The organism is Terriglobia bacterium (assembly GCA_020072645.1).
GTDB lineage: Bacteria > Acidobacteriota > Terriglobia > Terriglobales > Acidobacteriaceae > Angelobacter.
This window is the reverse complement of record JAIQGK010000003.1, coordinates 207,201-228,264: the sequence shown is the minus strand read 5'-3', so window position 1 is coordinate 228,264 and position 21,064 is coordinate 207,201. Positions and strand designations below refer to the sequence as shown.

Sequence of the window (21,064 nt, the reverse complement as noted above, 5' to 3'; positions counted from 1 at the left end):
AGTGGCAAAAGCAAAAAGCGCGAAATTTAGACGTTGGCTCCGGCGGCGCTGAAAGACGGGGCCGGAGACATCTCGGGCAAACTGAAGCACTCATGGCTGACTGCTTCGCGTTGGCAGACGGAAAGGATACCCTATCTGACTCCCATCACTGTGCGCCCGTAGCTCAGCTGGATAGAGCGGTTGCCTCCGAAGCAACAGGCCGGGAGTTCGAATCTCTCCGGGCGCACCAGAATCCTGAAAATCGATCGGTTACAGGCATTTCCAAATTTCTTCACAAGGAACTTGAGCTTATGCTTCGTACTTTTGAGCAATTTGTAAAAGAGCGTCGGTATATTACGAACGCGCCATCTCAAGCAAGTTGGGAATCATATTCTGCTTTCACAGTTGCCGAGCTGGGAGAGATGTTGTCAGAAGACCGTGATTTGCCATGGCACGGAAATGGTGTTTGGTTCTGGTCGGTGATGTCAGAGGATGGCACAGAGAAGACCGAAGCCGATGCTCGCGCCAAAATGCTTATTTACCTGGTTGAGCATGGGCTTTCCTCCCCAACTGAAAAACAGTCCACAGCCCAATAAGAAATAAGGCAAATATCACTAACCGAGCGAGTACGAGTTCAATTGTCGTGAACCACTCAAAATCCCTTGTAATTGCATTGGCGTCATTCTCAGTTCTCCTCACAGATAAAGAACAGCCAGAAACCCTTTAGAGGATTTATTTCCTAATCACTTATGGCCCAAAAATAGAAAATCGGTCAATGCCGCAAAATAGCGCAGTTCTCATCGCTGAAAACAAAGCACTTATTCGTACTAAGCTCACAATAATTCATCCAGCCCCAGCAAACAGGTCGAAAATAGTCTTCCCTGATTAACCGAATTTATTTGATACATAACGGAGTCTTGACGAGCCTTTCAGAGTTGCCCGACAATCACGGCATGGCAGAATGGGGAAAAACATTAATCGGCTTTATTAGTGGTATTAGCGTCGGTCTTATCGTCGGCGTTATCTCAGAACCACTGAAAAAATGGGCGGGAGCGAAATATATTACATGGCGAGCGGAGAAAGAGATTTATTGGGAACTTTCTGGCATGTACGTCCGGTTTTTTGAAGAACATAAAAAAATTGGTAATACTACATACGTCTATGTCGGTCCTGAATTCACTGCAGAACGATTTGACTATTATTATGCCGAACACAAAGAAGCCTTATTTAGCATTCCAACGTGGGTCGGAATAAAGAAAATTTATGATGTATTCCATTTAACCAAAGAGCAGGTGGACCAACATCAAATTAGTGATGCAGAAGGAGCTGACCGACTAAAGAGAGAATTCCTAATTTGCTTAGACCTGAAACTCCTAGACAAAACTAAATTATTCAAGTAATAATTCCGCTCTGCACTAATGCTTCATAAAGCACTGCCACGGCCTCTATCCGATTCCGAATGTTATACAGATACCTTGCTGACACTCCAAGCCTCGCCTGGGCCTCTGGCGCATTCCTCACGCTGAAAGTACCGCGTTTGTTCGGGCGGATGTAATCCGTGAAAATTATGGACTCGTCCTTGTAATAATCAAGAAGAGGCTGGATCCATGTGTTAAATGTCATTTGATTTCTAAGAATGAGAGAGTACGATTCCTGCAAAGTCAAAGTTACGGGTATAACGAGACCTGACGCACTGGCCAGAAATGAACACCCGGTAGAGCCAGGTCCCCTTCCCAAAAAGAGTGGCAAACCCAAGAGAAGAAACTGGTCCTCGGGACCACAGGTCACCGTGTCCCCTAGGGACAGCCCGGAGCGAAGGCTCTATGCGTAAATTGTTTCAAACAGCAGGCGTTCTGTCTGCTGTTATCTCACTGACAATGTTGTTAATCGTCGAACTGATTCATGCGGTTCGATATATCCAATTTGTGCTCTCTCAGAAATAAGCCTTTTGTGCTGGTCGCTGGTGGTGTTCGGCTGAATACCCAATAAGCCGGGAGCCGATTGGATTACGGCAATGCGCCGCCAGCAACTAGTTCAGAAAATGAATCCAAACATTGAATTACTCATCTATTACTTATCTTTCTTATTAATTTCGTCGCGAATATCCCGGACGCCGATGACAACGATGCGAATGAGTAACAATGAGGCCGAAATTACCAGAATCGCTTTGACCACGATTTCTTCGCAAAGAGTTAGGTCTATCTGCGTCATGATTAGCACCTGTTTATAGGGCACACCTTTCCCTAGGCCAATTCAGGCCTGAATTTACAATGCCGTCCAAATAAATTGTTCGGAACGCTGAATTTCTTCCGCTGCTGTATTGGATGCAGCAGCTACCCTCAATGGTGCAACCATCCACTCGCGCCAGCATTTTCATTGCCATTACAACTGAATAGGAGGGCCAATGGAGAAATATCGGGATGTCCGCAGCATCCAGCTCGGGTCTGTGCTTGCCCAATTGGGCATCGCAGGCTTTAAAAAGCGGCGTGGAAAGAAAGAACACTTCGGGAAATGCCCGTTCCATCAACCCAAGAAAAACAACAACATCCTTTTCCTTCACAGATGAAAAGTTCAACTGCTTATCTTGTGGAGCATGGAAGTGGTGCGACTGACCTAGTAACGAAACTCAAGAAGATTGGCTCTTAGAATGCGGTCAGCCGATTAGGAGCCAAGCAATCACCCTTTCTGGAAGTCGTCTCAAAAGCTACTCCGGCAAGTGAATCAAAAGAAACTTTCGAAAATAAGCCATTCGCTAGAACACATGAAAAGCTTTATGTGAAAAGTGATTGGTTAAAGACGCGCGGCCTAACAGAAAAAACGCTCAAGCTCTTTGGTATCGGGCAGTTTTCAACCCCTCCGGCAAGAGCATTTATACAGCAAGATTCTCTTTCCCATTCGAGGTTTCAAGGACCACAACTCACCCGCTATCCAACGCCTTCAACGCCAATCCCCGGGCGACTGAAGTGAACTCGTTCCCTGCTCGAATGCTCTCTGCGCCAAAACGTGTTTCAAAAATTCTCCTGACGGCCGGAACAAACGACGAGCCTCCCGTAAGAAAAACCATATCTACGTCTTTAGGTTTCACCCCAGACGAATCAAGGAGAGAGTCCACGCAGCCGGCAATCTGCTCAAGCTCTTCAGAAATCCATTTTTCAAACGAAGCACGCTTTACGGTTGCGTCAAGGTCAATGAATCCGTCTGAAAAGCGGAATGTGGACACCTCGTTCGCCGACAAATCAGACTTGGTCTTTTGCACCGACCGATGCAATTGGTATCCAAGGTCTTCCCGTATTAAATGCATCAAGGCGGCGATCTTTTCCGGCTCAAGCGCCTGCGCATGCGTGCTTTTCAGCATGTCCATTACATCCTTGGTTCTTAGTAGAGACAGGTGATGCCAGCGTTCCAGCTTTGCATATACCCAGCCTGGAACAGGCAAAATCTTGTACATGGACCGTATGCTGCTTCCAGCGCCCAGAGCGGGCGAGACCAGATGCTTAATGATCTTTGCGTCAAATGCGTCACCCGCCAACCCCAGGCCTGCATTGCCCAGCAGGTCCGCCGGGCTTCTGCCCTTCTTGCGAATCGAGGGAACAACGCGGACCAGAGAAAAATCGCTGGTGCCGCCTCCGAAGTCGCCAATGAGAATAAGCTCATCGTGGTCAAGCGTGGATTCGTAATAGTGAGCGGCGGCAACAGGCTCCAGTTCAAACTCTACTGATTCATATCCCGCTAGCTGAAACGCCGACTTAAGACGGGCCTCGGCGTAGACGTCATCCGCTTCTTTTTCCGCCCCAACAAAATGTACGGGCCGGCCGACCACGGCGGACCGAATCGTGGTCCCAAACTGGAGTTCAGCTTTTTCGCGGAGATCGCGCAAGATGCGGGCGATAAGATCTTCAAGCGTAACGCGACGCCCAAAGACTTCAGTTCCCTGGAGCGTGCGGCTGCTGAGGAAAGACTTAAGCGACTGAATCAGACGCCCCTTGGTTTCAGCCGCCAGATATCGCTCAATACCTTCAGGCCCGGTCCAGGATTTGGTGACCTTGACTCCCCTATCCCGCTCCTGCTCAAGGTACAGGAGCGAGCGATAGGCATCGGTCAGGCCGCCCATTTGCGGGAAGTGCGCAAGCTCTACTTCGCCTGAACTGAAAGCGTGGGCGATTGAGCTATTGGTAGTCCCAAAATCAATGCCGATTGCGCTTGTGGCCATTCTTATCAGTTTAGTGGAGCTACGCCGTAAAACAGAAAGGCCGCAACACCTACAGCTCTCTTACGCCGTGGCTGCGAACCAGAAAATATGTTGCCACCGCGACCAGTAGGATGCCGTTACACACAAGCACTGCCGGAGCGCTGAACTTGCTGGCGAAATAGCCGCTCACCAGGCTTCCCAGAGGCATGCCGCCCCGGAACGCCACCATATAAATGCTCATCACGCGCCCGCGCAGTTCATTGGGCACAACCAACTGCACCAGCGACGTGACGGTGGCAAAAACGATGATCAGCGCGGCGCCGGTAAAGAAGAGAAGAACATCGCTCAGCCACAAGGCGCGGGAGAGCGCGAACATGGCGATCAACAGACCGCACAGCGCCTGGACAACGAGGGCGGTGCGCCCCATTCGCCTGTAGCTTCCCAGCCAGGCCACAACAATGGCCCCCACGACCGAACCAGAACCTGAGAATGCCATCAGCCGTGTATATTCGCCCACGCCCTGATGAAACACCTGTTTTGCAAAGAGCGGCAGAAAGGTCAGCACGGCGAAGGCAAGAAATGTTGTGGTGAACGCCAGGACAGTAAGTGCCAGCAAGCTGCCCTGGTGCCGGACGTAAGACAGGCCGCCGCGCAACTCTTCGTGAATCCGCCGTGGCGCCGCTGGCGGCGTATGTTTTACGTGCAGCATCATCAATGCCACGATCACAACTACAAACGAGAATCCGTTGAGGGAGAAGCAGGAGGTCATTCCAAACATTGCCAGCGCGCCACCGGCCAGCAGCGGTCCTACAACGCGGGCCAGGTTGAATTGGATCGAGTTGAGCGCAATCGCGTTAGGAAGATCGTTCTTCTCCACCAACGTAGGAACCAGCGCCTGGGACGCAGGTCCGCCAAAGGCCTGGGCCGAGCCGGTAATAAATGACAGCACCATGATCGGCCAGACGTGGCTCAAGCCAAAGAAAACCAGTGTGGCCAGCGTAAAGGCCGTCGTCATTTGAATGTATTGCGATACCAGCAGCGTCTTGCGGCGATCGAACCGGTCCGCCAACACTCCCCCGATGAGAGAAAAGAGCATGATCGGTAACTGCTGCAGAAACGCGTCCAGCCCAAGATAAAACGCTGAACCGCTCAAAGAGAGGACAAGCCAGTTCTCGGCCACGTTCTGCATCCACGTGCCGATGCTGGAGGTACACGATCCGAGCCAGAGAATGCGGAAATCACGGTAATGGAACGCCGCCAGAGTGCGGCGGACGGCGTTTGCACCGGTCGAGGTTGCAGCCGTTGCTACGGAAGCCGGTTTGGTTTGTGCGGGGCTGTCCAAAGGTGTCCTGGTTTTACGCAAGAAATGTTTCGCTCAAAAAATCATGCAGAGTTTGAGCGTACCACACCCTTGAGCTCAATTATTTTTCAATGCGGCTTTTCTGCGATCAGCAACAGCGCTCCAATTTTCTTGAAGTCACGTAATTCTTCGGCATTTTTGAACCACTTGCCGGAATATGTCTCAGGCGTGGGGCTGCGGTCCGGGATGCGCCGGGCTTCAACGTTGGTGAAGCCATGTTTTTCCAGCAGCGTTTTGTATTCCGACTCTGAGAGCGCCTGCACCGGGACTTTCAGCTCTGTAACCCAGCGAAGTGAGTAATGATTGTCCTTATATAGATTAATCAGGATGAACAGCTTTGCTCCGGACGCCATCACACGGCGCAGCTCGTCCAGCGCTTTATCTTGATCGGCATAGTAATAAAAAGATTCCACGGAAAGCACTTTGTTGAAAGTATTGTCGGCCTCAGGAATGTTTTCCGCCGATCCCCAGGCATAGCGGACATTCCTGAATGCGGACGATAACTGCTCAGCGCGTCGCAACATTTCATCCGCCACGTCCAGACCAACAACTTCACCGGTGGTCGCAATGCGGGCCATACGGCGTGAGGCCCATCCCGTGCCGCAGCCCAAATCCAGGATGCGGTCACCGGAATGGATATCCATCAGCGCGAGCGTTTGTTCTGTAATGTCTGAGTGGTGGCTTTCCATTTCATCGCCACGGCCAGCGGCAGCCCACTGGTTAAATTCCTGTTGCAGTTTTTGATCGGCCACGGAGGGGAGATTGTCGACTTTAGAGTCCATGTTGCTATGCTACATTGAAATGTTTCACTCACTCAATTGGACTCGAACTGTCTGACATCGAACCATGGCAGAGCCGCCTGAAAATCACGCAACGCAGTCGCATGACGCGCTTTATTGCCCTAACTGCGCCCGAGAAATTACCGACCCGCTCACCTGTGGCGACTGCTCTGCCGTGATCTGCCGCGTCTGCGGCACGCCTCTGGAATCGTCAGCGGACCTTGGAATGGGATAAGGACACGCATGGCCACAATCATCTTGTTAATTTTCTCCAATATTTTTATGACTTTCGCGTGGTACGGCCATTTGAAATACCAGAACGTGCCGCTGTGGAAGGTCACGCTCATCAGCTGGGGAATCGCTTTCTTTGAATACTGCTTTCAAGTGCCGGCCAACCGTATTGGCAGCCATACCTTCAACGCCGCGCAGCTCAAGACGATCCAGGAAATCATCACTCTTGTGGTGTTTTCAGGATTTTCAATCTGGTATTTGAAGCAGGACATCAAGTGGAACTATGCGGTGGGATTTTTCTTTATCGTGGTGGCGGCATTCTTTATTTTTAAGAAGTGGTAGAAATCGATTTGAATGACATCATTTTTTGACCGGTCGTCGGTTATCTTAGCCAAAGACGTAGCATGCCACGTCTCTATTCGATCGGCGTTTTGGTTTTCCGCTCTGGATTGAAAAACGGCAGCTTCGCCACTTTGGCCGTAACTTTCTGCCGGACCGCTTCAATCGTAATTTCCATTTGCAATTTCGTTCCCGGCTGTGAATGGGCCGTTTCCACACTGCCGAGCGCAATCATTTTTTTGAGCAGGGGCGACCACGTGGTAGAAGTGGCTTTGCCTACCTGCCTGCCGCCCAGATACACCGGCACATGGACGCGGGAAGCCTGCGCTGGAGCCGCGGGGGTAAGTCCAAATTTTTCATAGCGCTCTTCAATCTCCACCCAATCCATTTCCAGCCCGACAAGCTGCCGCGCGACGCCACTTCTGTTTTGTTGGGCTAGCGCGGCTTTGCCTACAAAGTTCTCTTTATCCAGATGGACCATCTTGCCAAAGCCGAGTTCATACGGAGAATACTTCTGCTCCGGTATCAGCGCTTTCTTGCTGCTGATGTAATCCACTTCAATCAGTAACAATCCTGCTTCAACGCGTGCAACATCGAGCGCCAGCATGCCGGCGGGATGAATATCAAAGCGGCGGCCCGCATCCATAAGTGCGTCCCAGACTTTCACGGCATCGCGGCTATCGTTGAGCGGCACCCAAATTTCATAGCCCAGATCGCCCGTGTATCCTGTGCGAGAAATGTCCACCCGCACGCCAGCGATCTTCCCACTGGTCATGCGGAAATATCTAAGGTTCGCGAGATCCGCTTCAGCAACGCTCTTGAGCAGCTTACCTGAGGTCGGACCTTGCAGCGCGAGCGCGGCAACTTTTTCTGAGACGTCCTCAATCTGGACATCCATGTTCAGCCCGTTCTGGCGAAACCAGCGCAGGCTAGGATCTGCGGCCGTCCAGCGATATTTATTTTCCGCCAGCCGCGTAATCGTACCATCGTCAATGACTTTTCCCTGCTCGTCACACCAGCAGCAATAAATCACCTGGCCCGGCTTCACCTTGTTGATGTCGCGCGTGATCACGCGGTTCACCAGTTTGGTTGCGTCACGGCCTTCCACGATGTACTTGTACAGCGGCGTGATATCGATCAGCGCAGCGGCGTTGCGGATGGCGTTGTACTCATGCTCATGGTGCACTTCATAGCTGCTGACCGTGTAAAAGCCTGACCACTCCCGATAATTCAGGCTATGGCACAAGGCAAACGTGCGATCATGAAATGCGGTACCGACGGGCAAAGGAAAAACCTCAGAATTTAAGCTGCGGAACTTTTTGATTATACGAAACCACACCGCGAATGACACAGATAACACCATGTGGGATATCTCAACTATTTGCCGATGCGGGATGTTAAAATCATTTGTCTATATGCGTCGCTTGATCCAATGGAGCGTCCTCTTTAGTGGCCTCTGAGCCACTCGGCGTAGCACGCACACAGCTTTCCCTACGAGTTACACTCTTTTGCGATGAAACTGCTTCTGTTCTGATTGAGCCAGAAGCCAGGAGCTCGAAGCTAGTGGCTTCAAACAAATACGACGTAATCGTGATCGGCGGTGGCCACAACGGCCTTACCAATGCCGCCTACCTTGCTCGCGCCGGAAAGAAAGTGCTGGTGCTGGAGCGCCGCCACGTGCTCGGCGGTGCCGCGGTGACAGAAGAAGTTTTTCCTGGCTTTAAGTTTTCCGTCTGCTCATATGTGGTCTCACTCTTGAGGCCCGAGATCATTCGCGACCTCGATTTGCCGCGCCATGGTCTCGAAATCCTGCCGCTGGATGGCACGTTTACGCCGATGCCCAATGGTGATTACCTGTGGCGCGTGAACGACCACGGTAAGTCGCGCCGTGAGATCGCGCGCCACTCAAAAGTTGATGCCGAAGCTTACGAAGAGTTCGGCAAGGCTATGCAGGCCATGTGCCGCTTTGTTAAGCCGATCCTGAGCATGGTGCCGCCCGATCCTTCGACTCTGAATCCGCGTGAACTCATGAAGATGCTGTTTATCGGGAAGCGCTTTCAGGGCATGAGCAGCGAGGACAAATACAACCAGGTCCAACTGATGACCATGAGCGCCATCGATTTTCTGGACCAGTGGTTTGAAACCGACGTGCTCAAGGCGACAATGTCGGCTTCGGGCATCATCGGAACATTTCTTGGCGTACGCTCGCCCGGGACCGCCTATGTACTGCTGCACCATTACATGGGAGAGATTGACGGCGCTTTCCGCTCCTGGGGATTTTCGCGCGGTGGGACCGGGGCTATCTCCAACGCTATTGCCGACGCTGCGCGTGAACTGGGCGCAGAGATCCGCACAGAAGCGCCGATTGCGAAGATCATCGTAAAGAATAATCGTGCGCAGGGCGTGGTGCTGCAAAATGGTGATGAAATCCACGGCGATGTGATCTCATCCAGCGTTGATCCGCGGCTTACGTTCATCAAGTTCATAGAAGAGAACCAACTGCCGGGAGAATTTCTGGAAGACGTGCGGCGGTATAAATTTCGTGGTTCGTCGGGCAAGGTAAACATCGCGCTGGACGCACTGCCAGACTTTAAATGCCTGCCCGGTTCCGGGGCGCATCTGCGCGGCGCGATTTCCATTTCGCCCAGCGTGGAATACATGGAACGCGCGTATGACGATGCCAAGTACGGCAACTTCTCGCGCAGGCCGTATATCGACATGGTAATTCCATCGCTGACTGATCCTTCTGTAGCTCCACCGGGAAAGCATGTAATGTCGTGCTTTGTGCAGTACGCGCCCTACAAGCTGCGCCCGGGATTGAACTGGGACGACCAGCGCGAAGCATTTGGCAATACGGTGATCGACACCATCTCTGAGTACGCGCCGAATTTGAAGAGCATCATCCTGAACAAGCAGGTGCTGACTCCGCTGGACCTGGAGCGCGACTTCGGATTGAGCGAAGGAAATATCTTTCAGGGCGAGCTTTCGCTGGAACAGCTTTTCTTCCTGCGGCCTGTTCCAGGCTACGCGCAGTTCCGCACGCCCATCAAGAACCTTTACATGTGCGGCTCAGCCACGCATCCCGGCGGCGGCATTATGGGCGCACCCGGACGGCTGGCGGCGCTGGAAATCCTGAAAGACGGAGCCAGCTAGCCAATGGCTGAGACTCGCGACGTAATCATCATCGGCGGCGGCCACAATGGGCTGGTAACTGCCTTCTATCTGGCGAAAGCAGGCTTCAAGCCGCTGATGCTGGAACGCCGTGCGCAAACCGGCGGCGCGGCTATCACTGAAGAATTCTCTCCCGGCTTCCGCTGCGCCACGCTCGCGCACTCTGCCGGCCCATTGCTGCCGGAAATCGTGAGCGACATGCAACTGGCACGGCACGGTTTGAAGCTGATCACTCCGGAAGTGGCAGTCACAGCGCTCACGCCCGATGCCCGCGCCTTGGTTCTCTATAACGATGCCGCGCGAGCGGCACAGGAGATCGCAAAGTTCTCAGCGAAAGACGCAGAACACTATCCAGTGTTTCAGCAGTCGCTGGAAAAGATTGGCCGCGTGATCAGCGACGCACTGAAGCTCGCGCCGCCCAACATTGATGATCCGAGTCGTGGCGATCTCTGGGCCATGCTCCAGACCGGACGCGCTCTGCGCAAGCTGGGCAAGAAAGATATGTACCGGCTGCTGCGCTGGGGACCGATGGCGGTGGCCGATCTCGTGGCTGAATTTTTTGAGACCGAACTTTTGCGCGCCACCATTGCAGCCAGAGGAATCTTTGGAACAGCCATGGGCCCGTGGTCGGCGGGTAGCAGCCTGGTGCTGCTCATTCGCGCCGCGGGTGATTCGCATCCGGCAGGTTCGTCATTCTTTGCGGTCGGCGGTATAGGTGCAATTACACAGGCCATGACGGCGGCGGCCAAGGAAGCAGGCGCGGAGATTCGCACGTCAGCAGAAGTGAAAGAAGTCCGCGTGAAAGATGGCATCGCGACGGGAGTGGTTCTTGCCGCTGGCGAAGAGGTTTCTGCCAAAATTGTCATCTCCAACGCCGATCCTCGTCGCACGATGCTTACTCTGGTCGATCCCACACATCTCACGCCAGATTTCGTGATGAAATTGCAAAACATCCGCATGCCGGGCACGGTGGCGAAAGTAAATCTGGCTTTATCTGCTTTGCCCAGATTCATGGCGCTCGACGGCAATGATGCTTCGCTGCGCGGCCGCATCCACATTGGCTCCGAGATCGATTACCTTGAGCGCGCGTTTGATGAATCAAAATACGGCAACTTCTCACCACATCCGTATCTTGAAGTCACGATTCCTTCACTCACGGATCCGACGCTCGCGCCCAGCGGCAAGCATGTGATGTCCGTTTACATGCAATACGCGCCGTTCAAGCTCAAGACTACCGACTGGGACAGCCAGCGCAGCGCTCTTGGCGAAACCGTTGTAAAGACGCTGGCTGAATACGCGCCGAATTTGCCTTCGCTGGTGGAAGACGGCCAGATCATCACGCCGAAAGACCTGGAAACCACCTATGGCCTGACCGGTGGTCACATCTTCCATGGCGAACTCGCGCTCGACCAGTTTTTCACCATGCGCCCTCTGCTCGACTGGGCGCGCTACAACACGCCGATACGAAACCTTTATTTATGCGGCTCCGGCACACATCCCGGTGCGGGATTAACTGGTGGCTCGGGTGCCAACGCAGCACGGGAAATATTGAAACAGTTGCGTCAATAGAGCTAAGCTGAGCAAAACAGATGTCCACGCCCTATTCAAATACCCGGCCCGCAGTCGCTGTCTCTGAAGCCATGACGCTGCCGCAGAGTTATTACACTGATCCAGCATGGTTCCAGCGCGAGATGGAGGCAATTCATTTTGACATGTGGCTCTGCGCTGGCCGCATCAACCAGATTCCGGCCGCTGGCGATTATTTTCTGCGTCAGTTTGCCAATGCCAGCGTGATCATCGCGCGCGACGAACAGGGCAACATACGCGCGTTCCACAATGTCTGTCGCCATCGCGGCACCATGCTATGCCAGCAGGAAGAAGGCAAATTTGCCGGACGCATTCAATGCCAATATCACGCTTGGACTTACAAACTCGACGGCACGCTGGCGAACGCGCCGCACATGGAAAAAGTGCAGGGCTTCTGCGAAGCCGATTATCCGCTGAACGCCGTCGCAACCGGGGTCTGGGATGGGCATATCTTCATCAATCTTTCAGCGCGGCCCATTCCGTTCGAGCAGCATCTGGCCGGGCTCGACAAAAAGTTCGCGCCGTGGCGCATGGCGGAGCTTCAGATGGTCGAGCGACGCGTCTATCATCTCAAGGCAAACTGGAAACTGATCATCCAGAATTATTCTGAGTGCCTGCACTGTCCTATCGTGCATCCGCTGTTGCAGAAGCAATCGCACTACATGAGCGGCGACAACGAACCACCGCAGCCAACATATTTAGGCGGTCGCATGGACCTGCGTGATGGCGTGCAAACCTTAACTATGGACGGCACAACGAATCGCTGCTCATTGCCCGGCCTGAGCGTCGACGACCAACGCCACGTTTACTATTACTGCCTGCTCCCCAACTTCTTCTTAAATCTGCATCCCGACTACATGCTTACATTCACCATGTGGCCGCGCGCGGCAGACCAGACGGAGGTCATCTGCGAGTGGCACTTTCATCCTGACGAAATCCGCAAATCTGGCTTCAATCCGCAAGATGCAATTGAATTCTGGGACATAACCAACAAACAGGACTGGGCACTCTCTGATCTGGCGCAGCAAGGAATCAGTTCCAAGGGTTATCAACCGGGACCGTATTCCAATCGCGAAGAACTGCTGCTCGCGCTGGACCGATTTGTGCTGGAGCGGGTTGGGAACAAAACTTAACCACAAAGAGCACAAAGGATCACGAAGGCCGTATTTTTCCTATGATCTTCGTGTTCCTTCGTGCCCTTTGTGGTAAAAGCTTTTTTAAAATTTCGCCAGACTCTCCATGGCTCTAAACAAATCCTCTGACTGCGGTAGGATCACGTCTTCCAGAATCGGCTGATACGCGACAAACGTATCAGTCGCGGCCACCCGCCTTACTGGAGCGTCAAGGTCTTCAAAAAGCTCGTCGGCAATGCGTGCTGCAATCTCGGCTCCGTATCCCCAACTGCGCGTGTCTTCATGCACTACCAGAGCGCGGCTGGTCTTGCTGACAGACGTCGCGATCGCTTCCCAGTCATATGGGTTCAGCGTGCGCAAATCGATCAGTTCCACGCTTACGTTCTGCTCGCGTTCAATTTTCTGCGCCGCTTGCAACGCGCGGGGAACAGTTGCACCATACGTAATTACCGTCAGATCGTTGCCTTCTTTCACGATTCTCGCTTTGCCAAACGGAATCATATAATCGGCGCCGGGATATGGTGCGCGGCCAAAAGTTTCACGGTAGAGACGCTTGTGTTCCAGAAAGATGACAGGATCGTCGCAGCGAATCGCAGTTCGCAGCAGCCCGTTCGCGTCAAGCGCATTCGACGGGAAACACACTCGCAGTCCCGGATTGTGCGTGAAGAGGCTTTCTCCGCACTGTGAGTGATACACGGCGCCACCGGTCAGGTAGCCACCAATGGCCACGCGGATCACCGCCGGACAGGAGAAGTTTCCATTCGAGCGCCACCGCATTACAGAGAGTTCATTGCGTATTTGATGATACGCAGGCCAGATGTAATCAAAGAATTGGATTTCCACCACCGGCTTTAAACCGCGCGTGGCCATGCCAATGGCGCGGCCCACAATGTTGGCTTCCGCCAGCGGAGAATTGAACACGCGTTCGCCGCCAAACTCCATCTGCAGGCCGGACGTCAGCTTGAATACGCCTCCCTTGCCCTTGATCTGTTTTTCTTTGAGATATTCTTCGCGGCTGCAGTCTGCGACATCTTCCCCAAATACCACAATGCGATCATCGCGGCGCATCTCGTCTTTCAGGCAGGCATTGATCAGGTCAGCCATGGTCTTGTCGCCGCCTTGTGACTGCGGTTCAGTGGCCATTTTGCGCGGATCTAGGTCATGGGAATATACGTGGTTGTAAATCGAGTCGGTAGTGGGAAACGCGGCCTTCAAAGCCTGGTCAGCCGCGGCTTCCACTTCCTGGTCTACTGATTTCTCCAGTTTGTTTACGCCGGCTTCATCCAGAATGTTTTCGCGAATCAAAAACATTTGCAGCCGCGTCACAGGATCGCGCTTTGCGTCTTTCTCGCGCTCGGTATCAGGACGGTAGAGCCTCTCGTCATCTGAAAGTGAATGCGAATACGGGCGCGTAACATGCCCGTGGACCATTGCCGGCCCCTTGCCGGAGCGAATGTAATCCACCGCGCGTTTGCATGCGGCGTATGAAGCAACTACGTCAGTTCCATCACATTCTTCCAAATGCAGATTCGGAAAATTGCTGACCAGTTTAGAAACGCTTCCGCCCGCCGTTTGCACTTCCACCGGGACTGAGATCGCGTAACCGTTATCTTCAATCAAGAAGAAGACAGGCAGCTTGAGATTGCAGGCTGAGTTCATGGCTTCCCAGAACTCGCCTTCGCTGGTGGTGCCGTCGCCTGCGGAAACGTACACAACTTCGTCGCCCTGGAACGTTACATTCTTGTATTGGCGGTAATCGCCATCATGCTTCTTTGCCGCTTCCGGATGCCGGCCAAAATATCGACCCGCCTCAGCGCAACCCACCGCTTGCAGAAACTGCGTGCCCGTGGGTGAAGACTGCGAAACAATGTTGAGCTTCTTGTGTCCCCAGTGTGAAGGCATCTGCCGGCCGCCAGAGTTCGGGTCATCGGCCGCGCCTACGCCCTCCAGCAGTTGCTCATAAGGCGTCATGCCCAAAGCCAGACAGAGCGTGCGGTCACGATAGTACGGATAAAACCAGTCATAACTCGGTTTAAGATTCAACGCCGCCGCCACGGTCAACGCTTCATGTCCCGCGCCTGAAATCTGAAAGAAAATCTTCTGCTGATTTTTCAGCACCTTCTCCCGGTCGTCAAGCCGGCGGGAAAGGTACATAAGCCGGTAAATCTCCACCAGTTGCTGGCGGCTGAGCCCTTCATAATTCTTGTCGGATTTCGCCGGCATCTCGGCCACTGCAGAAGCATTCTTCTTGGACTCAATCTTGGTTACAGCCATGGCTCTCCTCTAAAAGACTACGGGTGGGGTTTTGGGGCGTACTCAGGAGTACCTTACATTTTAAATCCTAAGGTGTTTACCGGGATATACTGAAAACGGATGATTCGCAAAAATCGCCCCATCCCGGGCCACACCGCCAAACTGCTTATTTTTGACCTCGACGGAACCCTGATCGATTCCCGCGAAGACCTGGCCAACTCCATCAATGCCATGTTGATTCACTTTGGCAAGAAGGAGCTGCCTCATGAAGTCATCGCCAGCTATATTGGCGATGGCGCTCCCATGCTGGTCCGCCGCTCCCTGGGCGATCCTGACGACGAAAGCTTTGTCCAGGACGCCGTGCTTTATTTCATGAGCTGGTATCGTGAGCACAAGCTCGATAACACTTATGTTTATGACGGCGTAAAGGAAGCGCTTGACGCTATCCAGAAAAGCCGTGACGCGAACTCTGCCCAGGGAACGCAGGCCCTGAAGATGGCCGTCCTTAGCAATAAGCCCGTCGGCCCTTCACGCGCGATCGTTGAAGCGCTCGGCCTTGGCCAGTATTTCTTTCAGGTTTACGGCGGTAACAGCTTCCATACCAAAAAGCCCGATCCCACCGGCGTGCTAGCTCTTCTGGAAGAAGCTGGCGCAGCCGTAGAAGAGACAGTGATCATCGGCGACTCAGACATTGATATGCTTACAGCCCGCAACTCTGGGATTTATTCCGTCGGCGTGACTTATGGCCTGGCACCCCATACCCTGCAAGAAGCGCCGCCCGATGTGCTGATCGATCACCCCCGCGAACTAGCTGACGTGCTGGGAAATCGCGAGCAGTGCCGTCTCACCTTTGAGCGCGTCCCAGAGTGAGCTGCCTGGAGGCTTGAATCGTCTCGCTCCCAAAATGGGAACCTCCTTCCCTTGTATAGTGCTCAATAGCGTTGCATTTTCCCGCCGTCACTCGCTAACCTGTTGCCCACTGGCCGAAGGGAAAGGAGTAACACCATGTCAAATCCAAACCAGCAGCCGAGTCAAAGAGTGCTTAGTCGCATTGGCGCTCGCATCCTCACACCTGAAGAGGCCGCACAAGTCAGAGGTTCGCAGAATCAGACCTTCGCCTTCACCCACATCATCAGCCCAGATACAACGCGTGACTAAAAACCAGGTTGGCGGAACAGCTTAACGCGGGTTTCAGGATTTGGGAGTTTTCACCCCATGAAACCCGCCTGAACATCACTGTAACAAGGAAGAAATCGTGAGCCACCCCCGCCTTTGAACTATCAGTGTCATCGGTGTTGATCAGTGGTGAGGTTTTGCGCCTTCCCTCACGAACGTCTCGTTTTCTTCTTCTGTTTGGCCAACTCTTTTCTCCGCTCTTCAGCTTTTATAAACACGTCATCCGGATCGGCTAGTTCCTTTTCCCGCGCCTGGCGGATCTTGCCATAGCGGTTCCAGTCTTCCAGTTCTGTACCGTGCAGAATTTCCAAAAACTCCTGGTTCATTTCCGCCTGCAGCTCCTGCGTAAATCCCTGGAAATTGCGCAGGGATTTGGACGGGAAAAACCTCGTTTCTTCCAGCGTTTGGCAATGCGCCACAATGGCGGCAAACGAGCGGTTCAGCCGGTAGATGGTGTGATAAATCTCAAGTTTTTTGGTAACGTCAAATGTAGCCATGTTGCCTGTTCTCCTATTGGGTAAAGGCGATTTGGTCAGGGCTGCGTTCGGTGTTAACGCACCGGCGCAGCCTGCTTTTTAAGCTTATACGCGCAAATAAGAGGCGAAAGCAATAGCAAAAACGAAAATATTTTCGATAACGCATCGGTGAGTCTTGTATTTCTTTTAATTTTTTAAAGTCATTTACGTGAATTTTGCCAGTCGCGACCGACGGAATATAAAGCGGAAGCTGCCGACAAGATTCCCAGAGCGTCTCGGGACTAATCGCCTCTAATCCGTGCTGATCCGTGTCATCCGTGAAATCAACGGTCAGGTTTTTCAATTTCGGCGCTGTTTGGCAATCCTGTCTGGCAATCGCACTTCCTCTCTGTGGTATGTTCATCCTATCCACGAGCTTTTTTGGGAGCAGCCCTTGGCAACCACCCCGGAACATTTTGACGTCCTGATCGTCGGCGCGGGCCTCTCTGGCATTGATGCGGCTCATCACCTCCAGAAATTCTGCTCCAAAAAGAGCTACGTGATCCTGGAGCAGCGTGAGCGCATTGGCGGCACATGGGACCTGTTCCGCTATCCCGGAATCCGGTCGGACTCTGACATGCTGACCATGGGCTATTCGTTCCGGCCGTGGACGCACCCCAAAGCCATCTCGCCGGGCGCAGACATTCGCGAATACATTACGGCAACGGCCCGCGACGAAGGCATTGACCGCAACATCCGCTTCCGCCACCAGATCAAGCGGGCGTCATGGTCATCGGAAGATGCAAAGTGGACTGTGGAAGCGGTAAAGCAGTCATCGTCCTCGGGTGCAGGCAAGAACATTGCGGGCGCTACAACCTTGGGCGGGGTTGAAATAAAAGAAGAAGCTGTCACCCTCACCTGCAACTTCCTGTTCTGTTGCGCCGGCTACTACCGCTATTCCGCCGGATACCTGCCGGAGTTTCCCAACAGCAGCAGCTTCAAGGGACGCATGTTTCATCCACAAGCCTGGCCTGAAGATCTTGATTACGCCGGAAAACGCGTGGTCATCATCGGTAGTGGCGCAACGGCGGTAACGCTCGTTCCGGCCATGGCCAAGACCGCCGCCCATGTGACGATGCTGCAGCGCTCGCCTACTTACGTGATTTCCGCGCCGGAAAAAGACCGCATCGCCAACTTTTTGCGCCACATCATGCCGGCAATGTGGGCTTACAGGCTCAGCCGATGGAAAAACGTCGGCTTCATGACGTACGTCTATCAGCTCTCGCAGCGCTTTCCCAACTTTGTGAAACGCGGCATCATCAAGAAGGCGAGCAAGCAGCTAGGCACTGGTTTTGACGTGGACACGCATTTCACTCCGCGCTACCGCCCATGGGAACAGCGCATGTGCCTGATTCCTGATGCGGACATGTTTGAAGCCATCAAATCGGGCCGCGCCAGCGTGATCACAGACCAGATTGAGACCTTCACGGAACATGGCATCCGGCTTAAATCGGGCAAAGAGCTTGAGGCCGATATCATCGTTGCCGCCACCGGCCTGGCCATGCAGGCCTTTGGTGGGATGGAGCTCACTGTGGACAAAGAGCGCGTGGACCCGGGCCAGGTTCTGGCGTACAAAGGCGTGATGATGTCCGGCGTGCCGAACTTTGCTTCCGTCTTCGGCTACATTAATGCGTCATGGACTCTTAAGGCTGACCTGATCTGCAACTATGTCTGTCGGCTCTTGAATTTTATGGACAGCAAAGGCGTGCGCCAGGTTACCCCCCGGCCCGTGGACGAAAGCGCTGCTGCGCCTTTTGTTGAGAATTTCAGCTCCGGCTATATTCAGCGCGCGTTGGCCGGTTGGCCCAAGCAGGGACACAAAAAACCGTGGCGCGTCTATCAGAATTATTTCCGCGACAGCATCAGCCTGAAATGGACCCGCGTTGACGATGCAGGATTGGAGTTTTCGAATCCCGTGGGTGCGAAGCAACCAGAACCTCTATCAATAGCTGACAAGAAACAAGTAGCGGTTGGCGATTAGCAAAAGCGGTTTTCGTGAACTGCTCAGTCTCTCTGTTCTGTGCAGCCTATCCCCGTGCAGCTCAGGGCAAATCTGGCGCGTGAACTGAAAGAGTCAGATGCCATCTGCCCGTGATCGCAATTTACTCAGAAATGAAGACCGGCATCTCCGCAAGATTGCGGATCACCTGGTTCCATCCATTCACGGCATTGCGTAACCTCTCGTTGAGGCAATCGCCAGGGCAACGGCCGAGCCAAGATATCGAGTGAGTGGATATGCCGGCTGGAATTTCAGCCGAAACGCTCCTTTATTCGCAGCCAATCCAAGAATGGAATGCCGAGTCAACCCTGCTGCGTTGCTGCGAATCCATACTGACTGAAGTGATGGGAACAGAGGTTGCGATGAGAGTGTTGCTTCATTTCATTCGCCAATTCGCATTCAACGTTGTGGTGATTAGCGCGCTTGCGTGTAGTGTCGCGGCCCAGAAGACCAATGACAAATGCTCCAACGTACCCGACTATCAGAAATTGAAAACCGCATTGACCTCAGTGGTCAAACAGGGCAAGGAATCCAACAGCGGAATGGGAAACCAGGGATGGGCGGCACTGGTAAACCGCGATGGAATTGTGTGTGCAGTGGTGTTTTCCGGACCTGATCGGTCCGCCGAATGGCCGGGAAGCAGGCTGATTGCAGCCGAAAAGGCCAATACCGCAAACGCTCTCAGCGGGCCGAACTTTGCATTCTCAACGGCCAATCTATTCACCCCTTCGCAGCCGGGCCAGAGCCTTTATAGCCTTACAACCAGCGCTTCGGCAAATCAACTCGCGGCATTTGCGGGTCCGCCGGAAGCATTTGGCCAAACAAATGATCCTATGGTCGGCAAGGCGATCGGCGGCATTGTTGTGTTTGGCGGCGGCCTGGCACTGTATGACGCAAAAGGAAAAGTTGTTGGAGGATTAGGAGTAAGCGGTGACACATCCTGCGCTGACCACATTGTGGCGTGGAAAGTCCGCCATGAACTTGGGTTCGATCATGTGCCCTACGGTGTGGCGCCGGGCCAGAATGACAATATGATTCTGGACATACAGAACGGCGCAAGCGCCAGCGGATTTGGACATCCCACTTGCAAGGGCGGCAAGCCACCCGACGATATCATCAAGCAACTGCCTGAGAAATTTAAGACCAGCGGAAAATAACGCCCGATAATCCTGGCTTGCAATATCTAGGCAGCTCTGCTCTCCATCTTGCCCAGGTTGCATAAATTCGCAAGGAAAATTGCCTGTGATTGTTTTACAAGTTGTGATCGGTTTGTTCATCGTCAGCTTGGCGCTGCATGACATGTTTCACACGTTGTTTCATCCTTCCGGTCGTGGGGTGCTTGCCGAATTTATTTCATTCCGAATGTGGCATATATTCCGTCGCCTGTTTCCTGCTAACCATTCGCGGCTGAGCTTGGCTGGCCCTTTAGCATTTGTGGCCACGGTGTTCGTGTGGGGCATATTGATCGTAGGCGGCTTCGGTATTGTTTATCGGCCGTTCCTGCAGCTTGCCTTTGTTATGGCTCCGGGATTGGACATACGCCAACACCAATCGTTTCTTGACGCAGTTAACGTCTCACTGGGATCTCTGATTACCGTGGGCGGCGATTTCAACACAAATTCACGCTGGCTGCGCTTTGCCATGGGAAGCGAGGCAGTGATGGGTTTTATTCTTCTTACCGCGAGTCTGTCATGGGCTTTGTCAATTTACCCCATCCTTGAGTATCGTCGTTCGGCGGCCCATCGCTTGAGCCTGCTTTATCACGCCCATCGCTCGGAACGGATTGGCATCAGCTCAATCCCTGAGCAGGAAACCGAGCAGCTGGTGATTGCGCTGGCCATAGACATCACAAAGATTCGCAATGACCTGGCACAATTTCCCATTACTTATTACTTTCACGAAGATGATCCACAATCCGCATTCGCCGGCGTACTTCCACTTGCTATGGACATAGCGTATCGGGCAAACCGCCAGGAATCCGAAGCACACGTAAGGGTTGCCGGCATTGTGCTGCAAGGGGCCATTCACGACCTGTTGGCGCTTCTTGGCGCATGGTTTCTTAATATGAAAAATGAGCCTGACGATATGAGGCTAATGCATAGATTTGCAGAAGACCACTTCCGCCCTGAACTGCACAGCGCCTGACAACTTGAATAAACCTCAAAGCATCATTGTGAATTAATTGCCCGGTTCTCCGGCCGCATGCCCTCGAATCTGCAGAGCAACATAAATTGGCTGAAAGGTTTTACTCGTTGCCCATGCAAGAGTTGTTTTACAAAGATAGAAAAGCAGGAACATCCGGGACCCCACGTTGCTGGTTAATCGCAGCCACGGCGGTGGTGGCGTGTGTTTT

General features: G+C 53.2%; 20 protein-coding genes and 1 tRNA gene. 13 read left to right on the top strand and 8 right to left on the bottom strand.

Annotation, left to right across the window (positions count from 1 at the left end; translation table 11 throughout):
- Positions 1 to 152: 152 nt before the first annotated feature.
- From LAO76_04490 to LAO76_04480, 3 genes are all read left to right on the top strand, one after another.
- Positions 153 to 229: transfer RNA gene (locus tag LAO76_04490), tRNA-Arg, on the top strand.
- 61 nt (positions 230 to 290) lie between these two features.
- On the top strand, positions 291 to 575 hold the full coding sequence (locus tag LAO76_04485; GenBank protein ID MBZ5490173.1) for a hypothetical protein: 285 nt from the start codon (positions 291 to 293) through the stop codon (positions 573 to 575).
- A 339-nt stretch (positions 576 to 914) separates the two neighbouring features.
- Complete coding sequence (locus tag LAO76_04480) at positions 915 to 1,379, top strand: hypothetical protein (protein ID MBZ5490172.1); 465 nt, start codon at positions 915 to 917, stop codon at positions 1,377 to 1,379.
- A 670-nt stretch (positions 1,380 to 2,049) separates the two neighbouring features.
- Here LAO76_04480 and LAO76_04475 read toward each other — a convergent pair.
- The 5 genes from LAO76_04475 to LAO76_04455 form a co-directional block, all read right to left on the bottom strand.
- The gene (locus LAO76_04475) at positions 2,050 to 2,190 is read right to left on the bottom strand and encodes a hypothetical protein (GenBank protein ID MBZ5490171.1); all 141 of its coding nucleotides are present in this window, start codon (positions 2,188 to 2,190) and stop codon (positions 2,050 to 2,052) included.
- Positions 2,191 to 2,203: 13 nt separating this feature from the next.
- Positions 2,204 to 2,554: a hypothetical protein gene (locus tag LAO76_04470; GenBank protein MBZ5490170.1), complete on the bottom strand. Its 351-nt coding sequence runs from the start codon at positions 2,552 to 2,554 to the stop codon at positions 2,204 to 2,206.
- A 342-nt stretch (positions 2,555 to 2,896) separates the two neighbouring features.
- Positions 2,897 to 4,189, bottom strand: a complete 1,293-nt coding sequence (locus LAO76_04465) for an Hsp70 family protein (protein ID MBZ5490169.1) — start codon at positions 4,187 to 4,189, stop codon at positions 2,897 to 2,899.
- A gap of 49 nt (positions 4,190 to 4,238) precedes the next feature.
- Positions 4,239 to 5,429, bottom strand: a complete 1,191-nt coding sequence (locus LAO76_04460) for an MFS transporter (protein ID MBZ5490168.1) — start codon at positions 5,427 to 5,429, stop codon at positions 4,239 to 4,241.
- A 167-nt stretch (positions 5,430 to 5,596) separates the two neighbouring features.
- Positions 5,597 to 6,310, bottom strand: a complete 714-nt coding sequence (locus LAO76_04455) for a methyltransferase domain-containing protein (GenBank protein MBZ5490167.1) — start codon at positions 6,308 to 6,310, stop codon at positions 5,597 to 5,599.
- A 64-nt stretch (positions 6,311 to 6,374) separates the two neighbouring features.
- On the opposite strand from LAO76_04455, the gene LAO76_04450 reads away from it, so the two are divergent.
- Positions 6,375 to 6,542 (top strand): hypothetical protein, encoded by a 168-nt coding sequence (locus LAO76_04450; protein ID MBZ5490166.1) that lies wholly within the window; start codon positions 6,375 to 6,377, stop codon positions 6,540 to 6,542.
- Positions 6,543 to 6,550: 8 nt separating this feature from the next.
- Positions 6,551 to 6,880 carry a DMT family protein gene (locus LAO76_04445; GenBank protein ID MBZ5490165.1) on the top strand — a complete coding sequence of 110 codons (330 nt, stop codon included), beginning with the start codon at positions 6,551 to 6,553 and terminating at the stop codon, positions 6,878 to 6,880.
- Positions 6,881 to 6,953: 73 nt separating this feature from the next.
- On the opposite strand, the gene LAO76_04440 is transcribed toward LAO76_04445, so the two are convergent.
- The gene (locus tag LAO76_04440; protein ID MBZ5490164.1) at positions 6,954 to 8,240 is read right to left on the bottom strand and encodes an aminomethyltransferase family protein; all 1,287 of its coding nucleotides are present in this window, start codon (positions 8,238 to 8,240) and stop codon (positions 6,954 to 6,956) included.
- 200 nt (positions 8,241 to 8,440) lie between these two features.
- On the opposite strand from LAO76_04440, the gene LAO76_04435 reads away from it, so the two are divergent.
- From LAO76_04435 to LAO76_04425, 3 genes are read left to right on the top strand one after another with little or no spacing between them, the layout of a single operon-like run.
- The gene (locus LAO76_04435) at positions 8,441 to 10,030 is read left to right on the top strand and encodes an NAD(P)/FAD-dependent oxidoreductase (GenBank protein ID MBZ5490163.1); all 1,590 of its coding nucleotides are present in this window, start codon (positions 8,441 to 8,443) and stop codon (positions 10,028 to 10,030) included.
- A 3-nt stretch (positions 10,031 to 10,033) separates the two neighbouring features.
- Positions 10,034 to 11,617 carry an NAD(P)/FAD-dependent oxidoreductase gene (locus tag LAO76_04430; GenBank protein MBZ5490162.1) on the top strand — a complete coding sequence of 528 codons (1,584 nt, stop codon included), beginning with the start codon at positions 10,034 to 10,036 and terminating at the stop codon, positions 11,615 to 11,617.
- A 20-nt stretch (positions 11,618 to 11,637) separates the two neighbouring features.
- A complete protein-coding gene (locus tag LAO76_04425; protein ID MBZ5490161.1) occupies positions 11,638 to 12,768 on the top strand; it encodes an aromatic ring-hydroxylating dioxygenase subunit alpha in 1,131 nt (376 codons plus the stop codon).
- A gap of 84 nt (positions 12,769 to 12,852) precedes the next feature.
- On the opposite strand, the gene LAO76_04420 is transcribed toward LAO76_04425, so the two are convergent.
- A complete protein-coding gene (locus LAO76_04420) occupies positions 12,853 to 15,042 on the bottom strand; it encodes a dehydrogenase E1 component subunit alpha/beta (protein MBZ5490160.1) in 2,190 nt (729 codons plus the stop codon).
- Between the two features lie 99 nt (positions 15,043 to 15,141).
- On the opposite strand from LAO76_04420, the gene LAO76_04415 reads away from it, so the two are divergent.
- Positions 15,142 to 15,891, top strand: coding sequence for an HAD-IA family hydrolase (locus tag LAO76_04415; GenBank protein MBZ5490159.1), 750 nt, complete (start codon positions 15,142 to 15,144; stop codon positions 15,889 to 15,891).
- A gap of 135 nt (positions 15,892 to 16,026) precedes the next feature.
- Positions 16,027 to 16,179 (top strand): hypothetical protein, encoded by a 153-nt coding sequence (locus tag LAO76_04410; protein ID MBZ5490158.1) that lies wholly within the window; start codon positions 16,027 to 16,029, stop codon positions 16,177 to 16,179.
- Positions 16,180 to 16,346: 167 nt separating this feature from the next.
- Here LAO76_04410 and LAO76_04405 read toward each other — a convergent pair whose 3' ends face one another.
- Positions 16,347 to 16,694, bottom strand: a complete 348-nt coding sequence (locus LAO76_04405; protein MBZ5490157.1) for a hypothetical protein — start codon at positions 16,692 to 16,694, stop codon at positions 16,347 to 16,349.
- Positions 16,695 to 17,106: 412 nt separating this feature from the next.
- On the opposite strand from LAO76_04405, the gene LAO76_04400 reads away from it, so the two are divergent.
- From LAO76_04400 to LAO76_04390, 3 genes are all read left to right on the top strand, one after another.
- Positions 17,107 to 18,693, top strand: coding sequence for an NAD(P)/FAD-dependent oxidoreductase (locus LAO76_04400; GenBank protein ID MBZ5490156.1), 1,587 nt, complete (start codon positions 17,107 to 17,109; stop codon positions 18,691 to 18,693).
- 380 nt (positions 18,694 to 19,073) lie between these two features.
- Positions 19,074 to 19,868, top strand: a complete 795-nt coding sequence (locus tag LAO76_04395) for a heme-binding protein (protein ID MBZ5490155.1) — start codon at positions 19,074 to 19,076, stop codon at positions 19,866 to 19,868.
- Between the two features lie 85 nt (positions 19,869 to 19,953).
- The gene (locus LAO76_04390) at positions 19,954 to 20,856 is read left to right on the top strand and encodes a hypothetical protein (protein MBZ5490154.1); all 903 of its coding nucleotides are present in this window, start codon (positions 19,954 to 19,956) and stop codon (positions 20,854 to 20,856) included.
- Positions 20,857 to 21,064 lie beyond the last annotated feature (208 nt).

Bases quoted from the DNA above. Each gene is read 5' to 3' on its own strand.
- LAO76_04465 (MBZ5490169.1), bottom strand. From the start codon at position 4,189: ATGGCCACAAGCGCAATCGGCATTGATTTTGGGACTACCAATAGCTCA.
- LAO76_04440 (MBZ5490164.1), bottom strand. From the start codon at position 8,240: ATGGTGTTATCTGTGTCATTCGCGGTGTGGTTTCGTATAATCAAAAAG.
- LAO76_04430 (MBZ5490162.1), top strand. From the start codon at position 10,034: ATGGCTGAGACTCGCGACGTAATCATCATCGGCGGCGGCCACAATGGG.
- LAO76_04445 (MBZ5490165.1), top strand. From the start codon at position 6,551: ATGGCCACAATCATCTTGTTAATTTTCTCCAATATTTTTATGACTTTC.
- LAO76_04420 (MBZ5490160.1), bottom strand. From the start codon at position 15,042: ATGGCTGTAACCAAGATTGAGTCCAAGAAGAATGCTTCTGCAGTGGCC.
- LAO76_04450 (MBZ5490166.1), top strand. From the start codon at position 6,375: ATGGCAGAGCCGCCTGAAAATCACGCAACGCAGTCGCATGACGCGCTT.
- LAO76_04455 (MBZ5490167.1), bottom strand. From the start codon at position 6,310: ATGGACTCTAAAGTCGACAATCTCCCCTCCGTGGCCGATCAAAAACTG.
- LAO76_04475 (MBZ5490171.1), bottom strand. From the start codon at position 2,190: ATGACGCAGATAGACCTAACTCTTTGCGAAGAAATCGTGGTCAAAGCG.
- LAO76_04425 (MBZ5490161.1), top strand. From the start codon at position 11,638: ATGTCCACGCCCTATTCAAATACCCGGCCCGCAGTCGCTGTCTCTGAA.
- LAO76_04485 (MBZ5490173.1), top strand. From the start codon at position 291: ATGCTTCGTACTTTTGAGCAATTTGTAAAAGAGCGTCGGTATATTACG.
- LAO76_04405 (MBZ5490157.1), bottom strand. From the start codon at position 16,694: ATGGCTACATTTGACGTTACCAAAAAACTTGAGATTTATCACACCATC.
- LAO76_04410 (MBZ5490158.1), top strand. From the start codon at position 16,027: ATGTCAAATCCAAACCAGCAGCCGAGTCAAAGAGTGCTTAGTCGCATT.
- LAO76_04415 (MBZ5490159.1), top strand. From the start codon at position 15,142: ATGATTCGCAAAAATCGCCCCATCCCGGGCCACACCGCCAAACTGCTT.
- LAO76_04395 (MBZ5490155.1), top strand. From the start codon at position 19,074: ATGAGAGTGTTGCTTCATTTCATTCGCCAATTCGCATTCAACGTTGTG.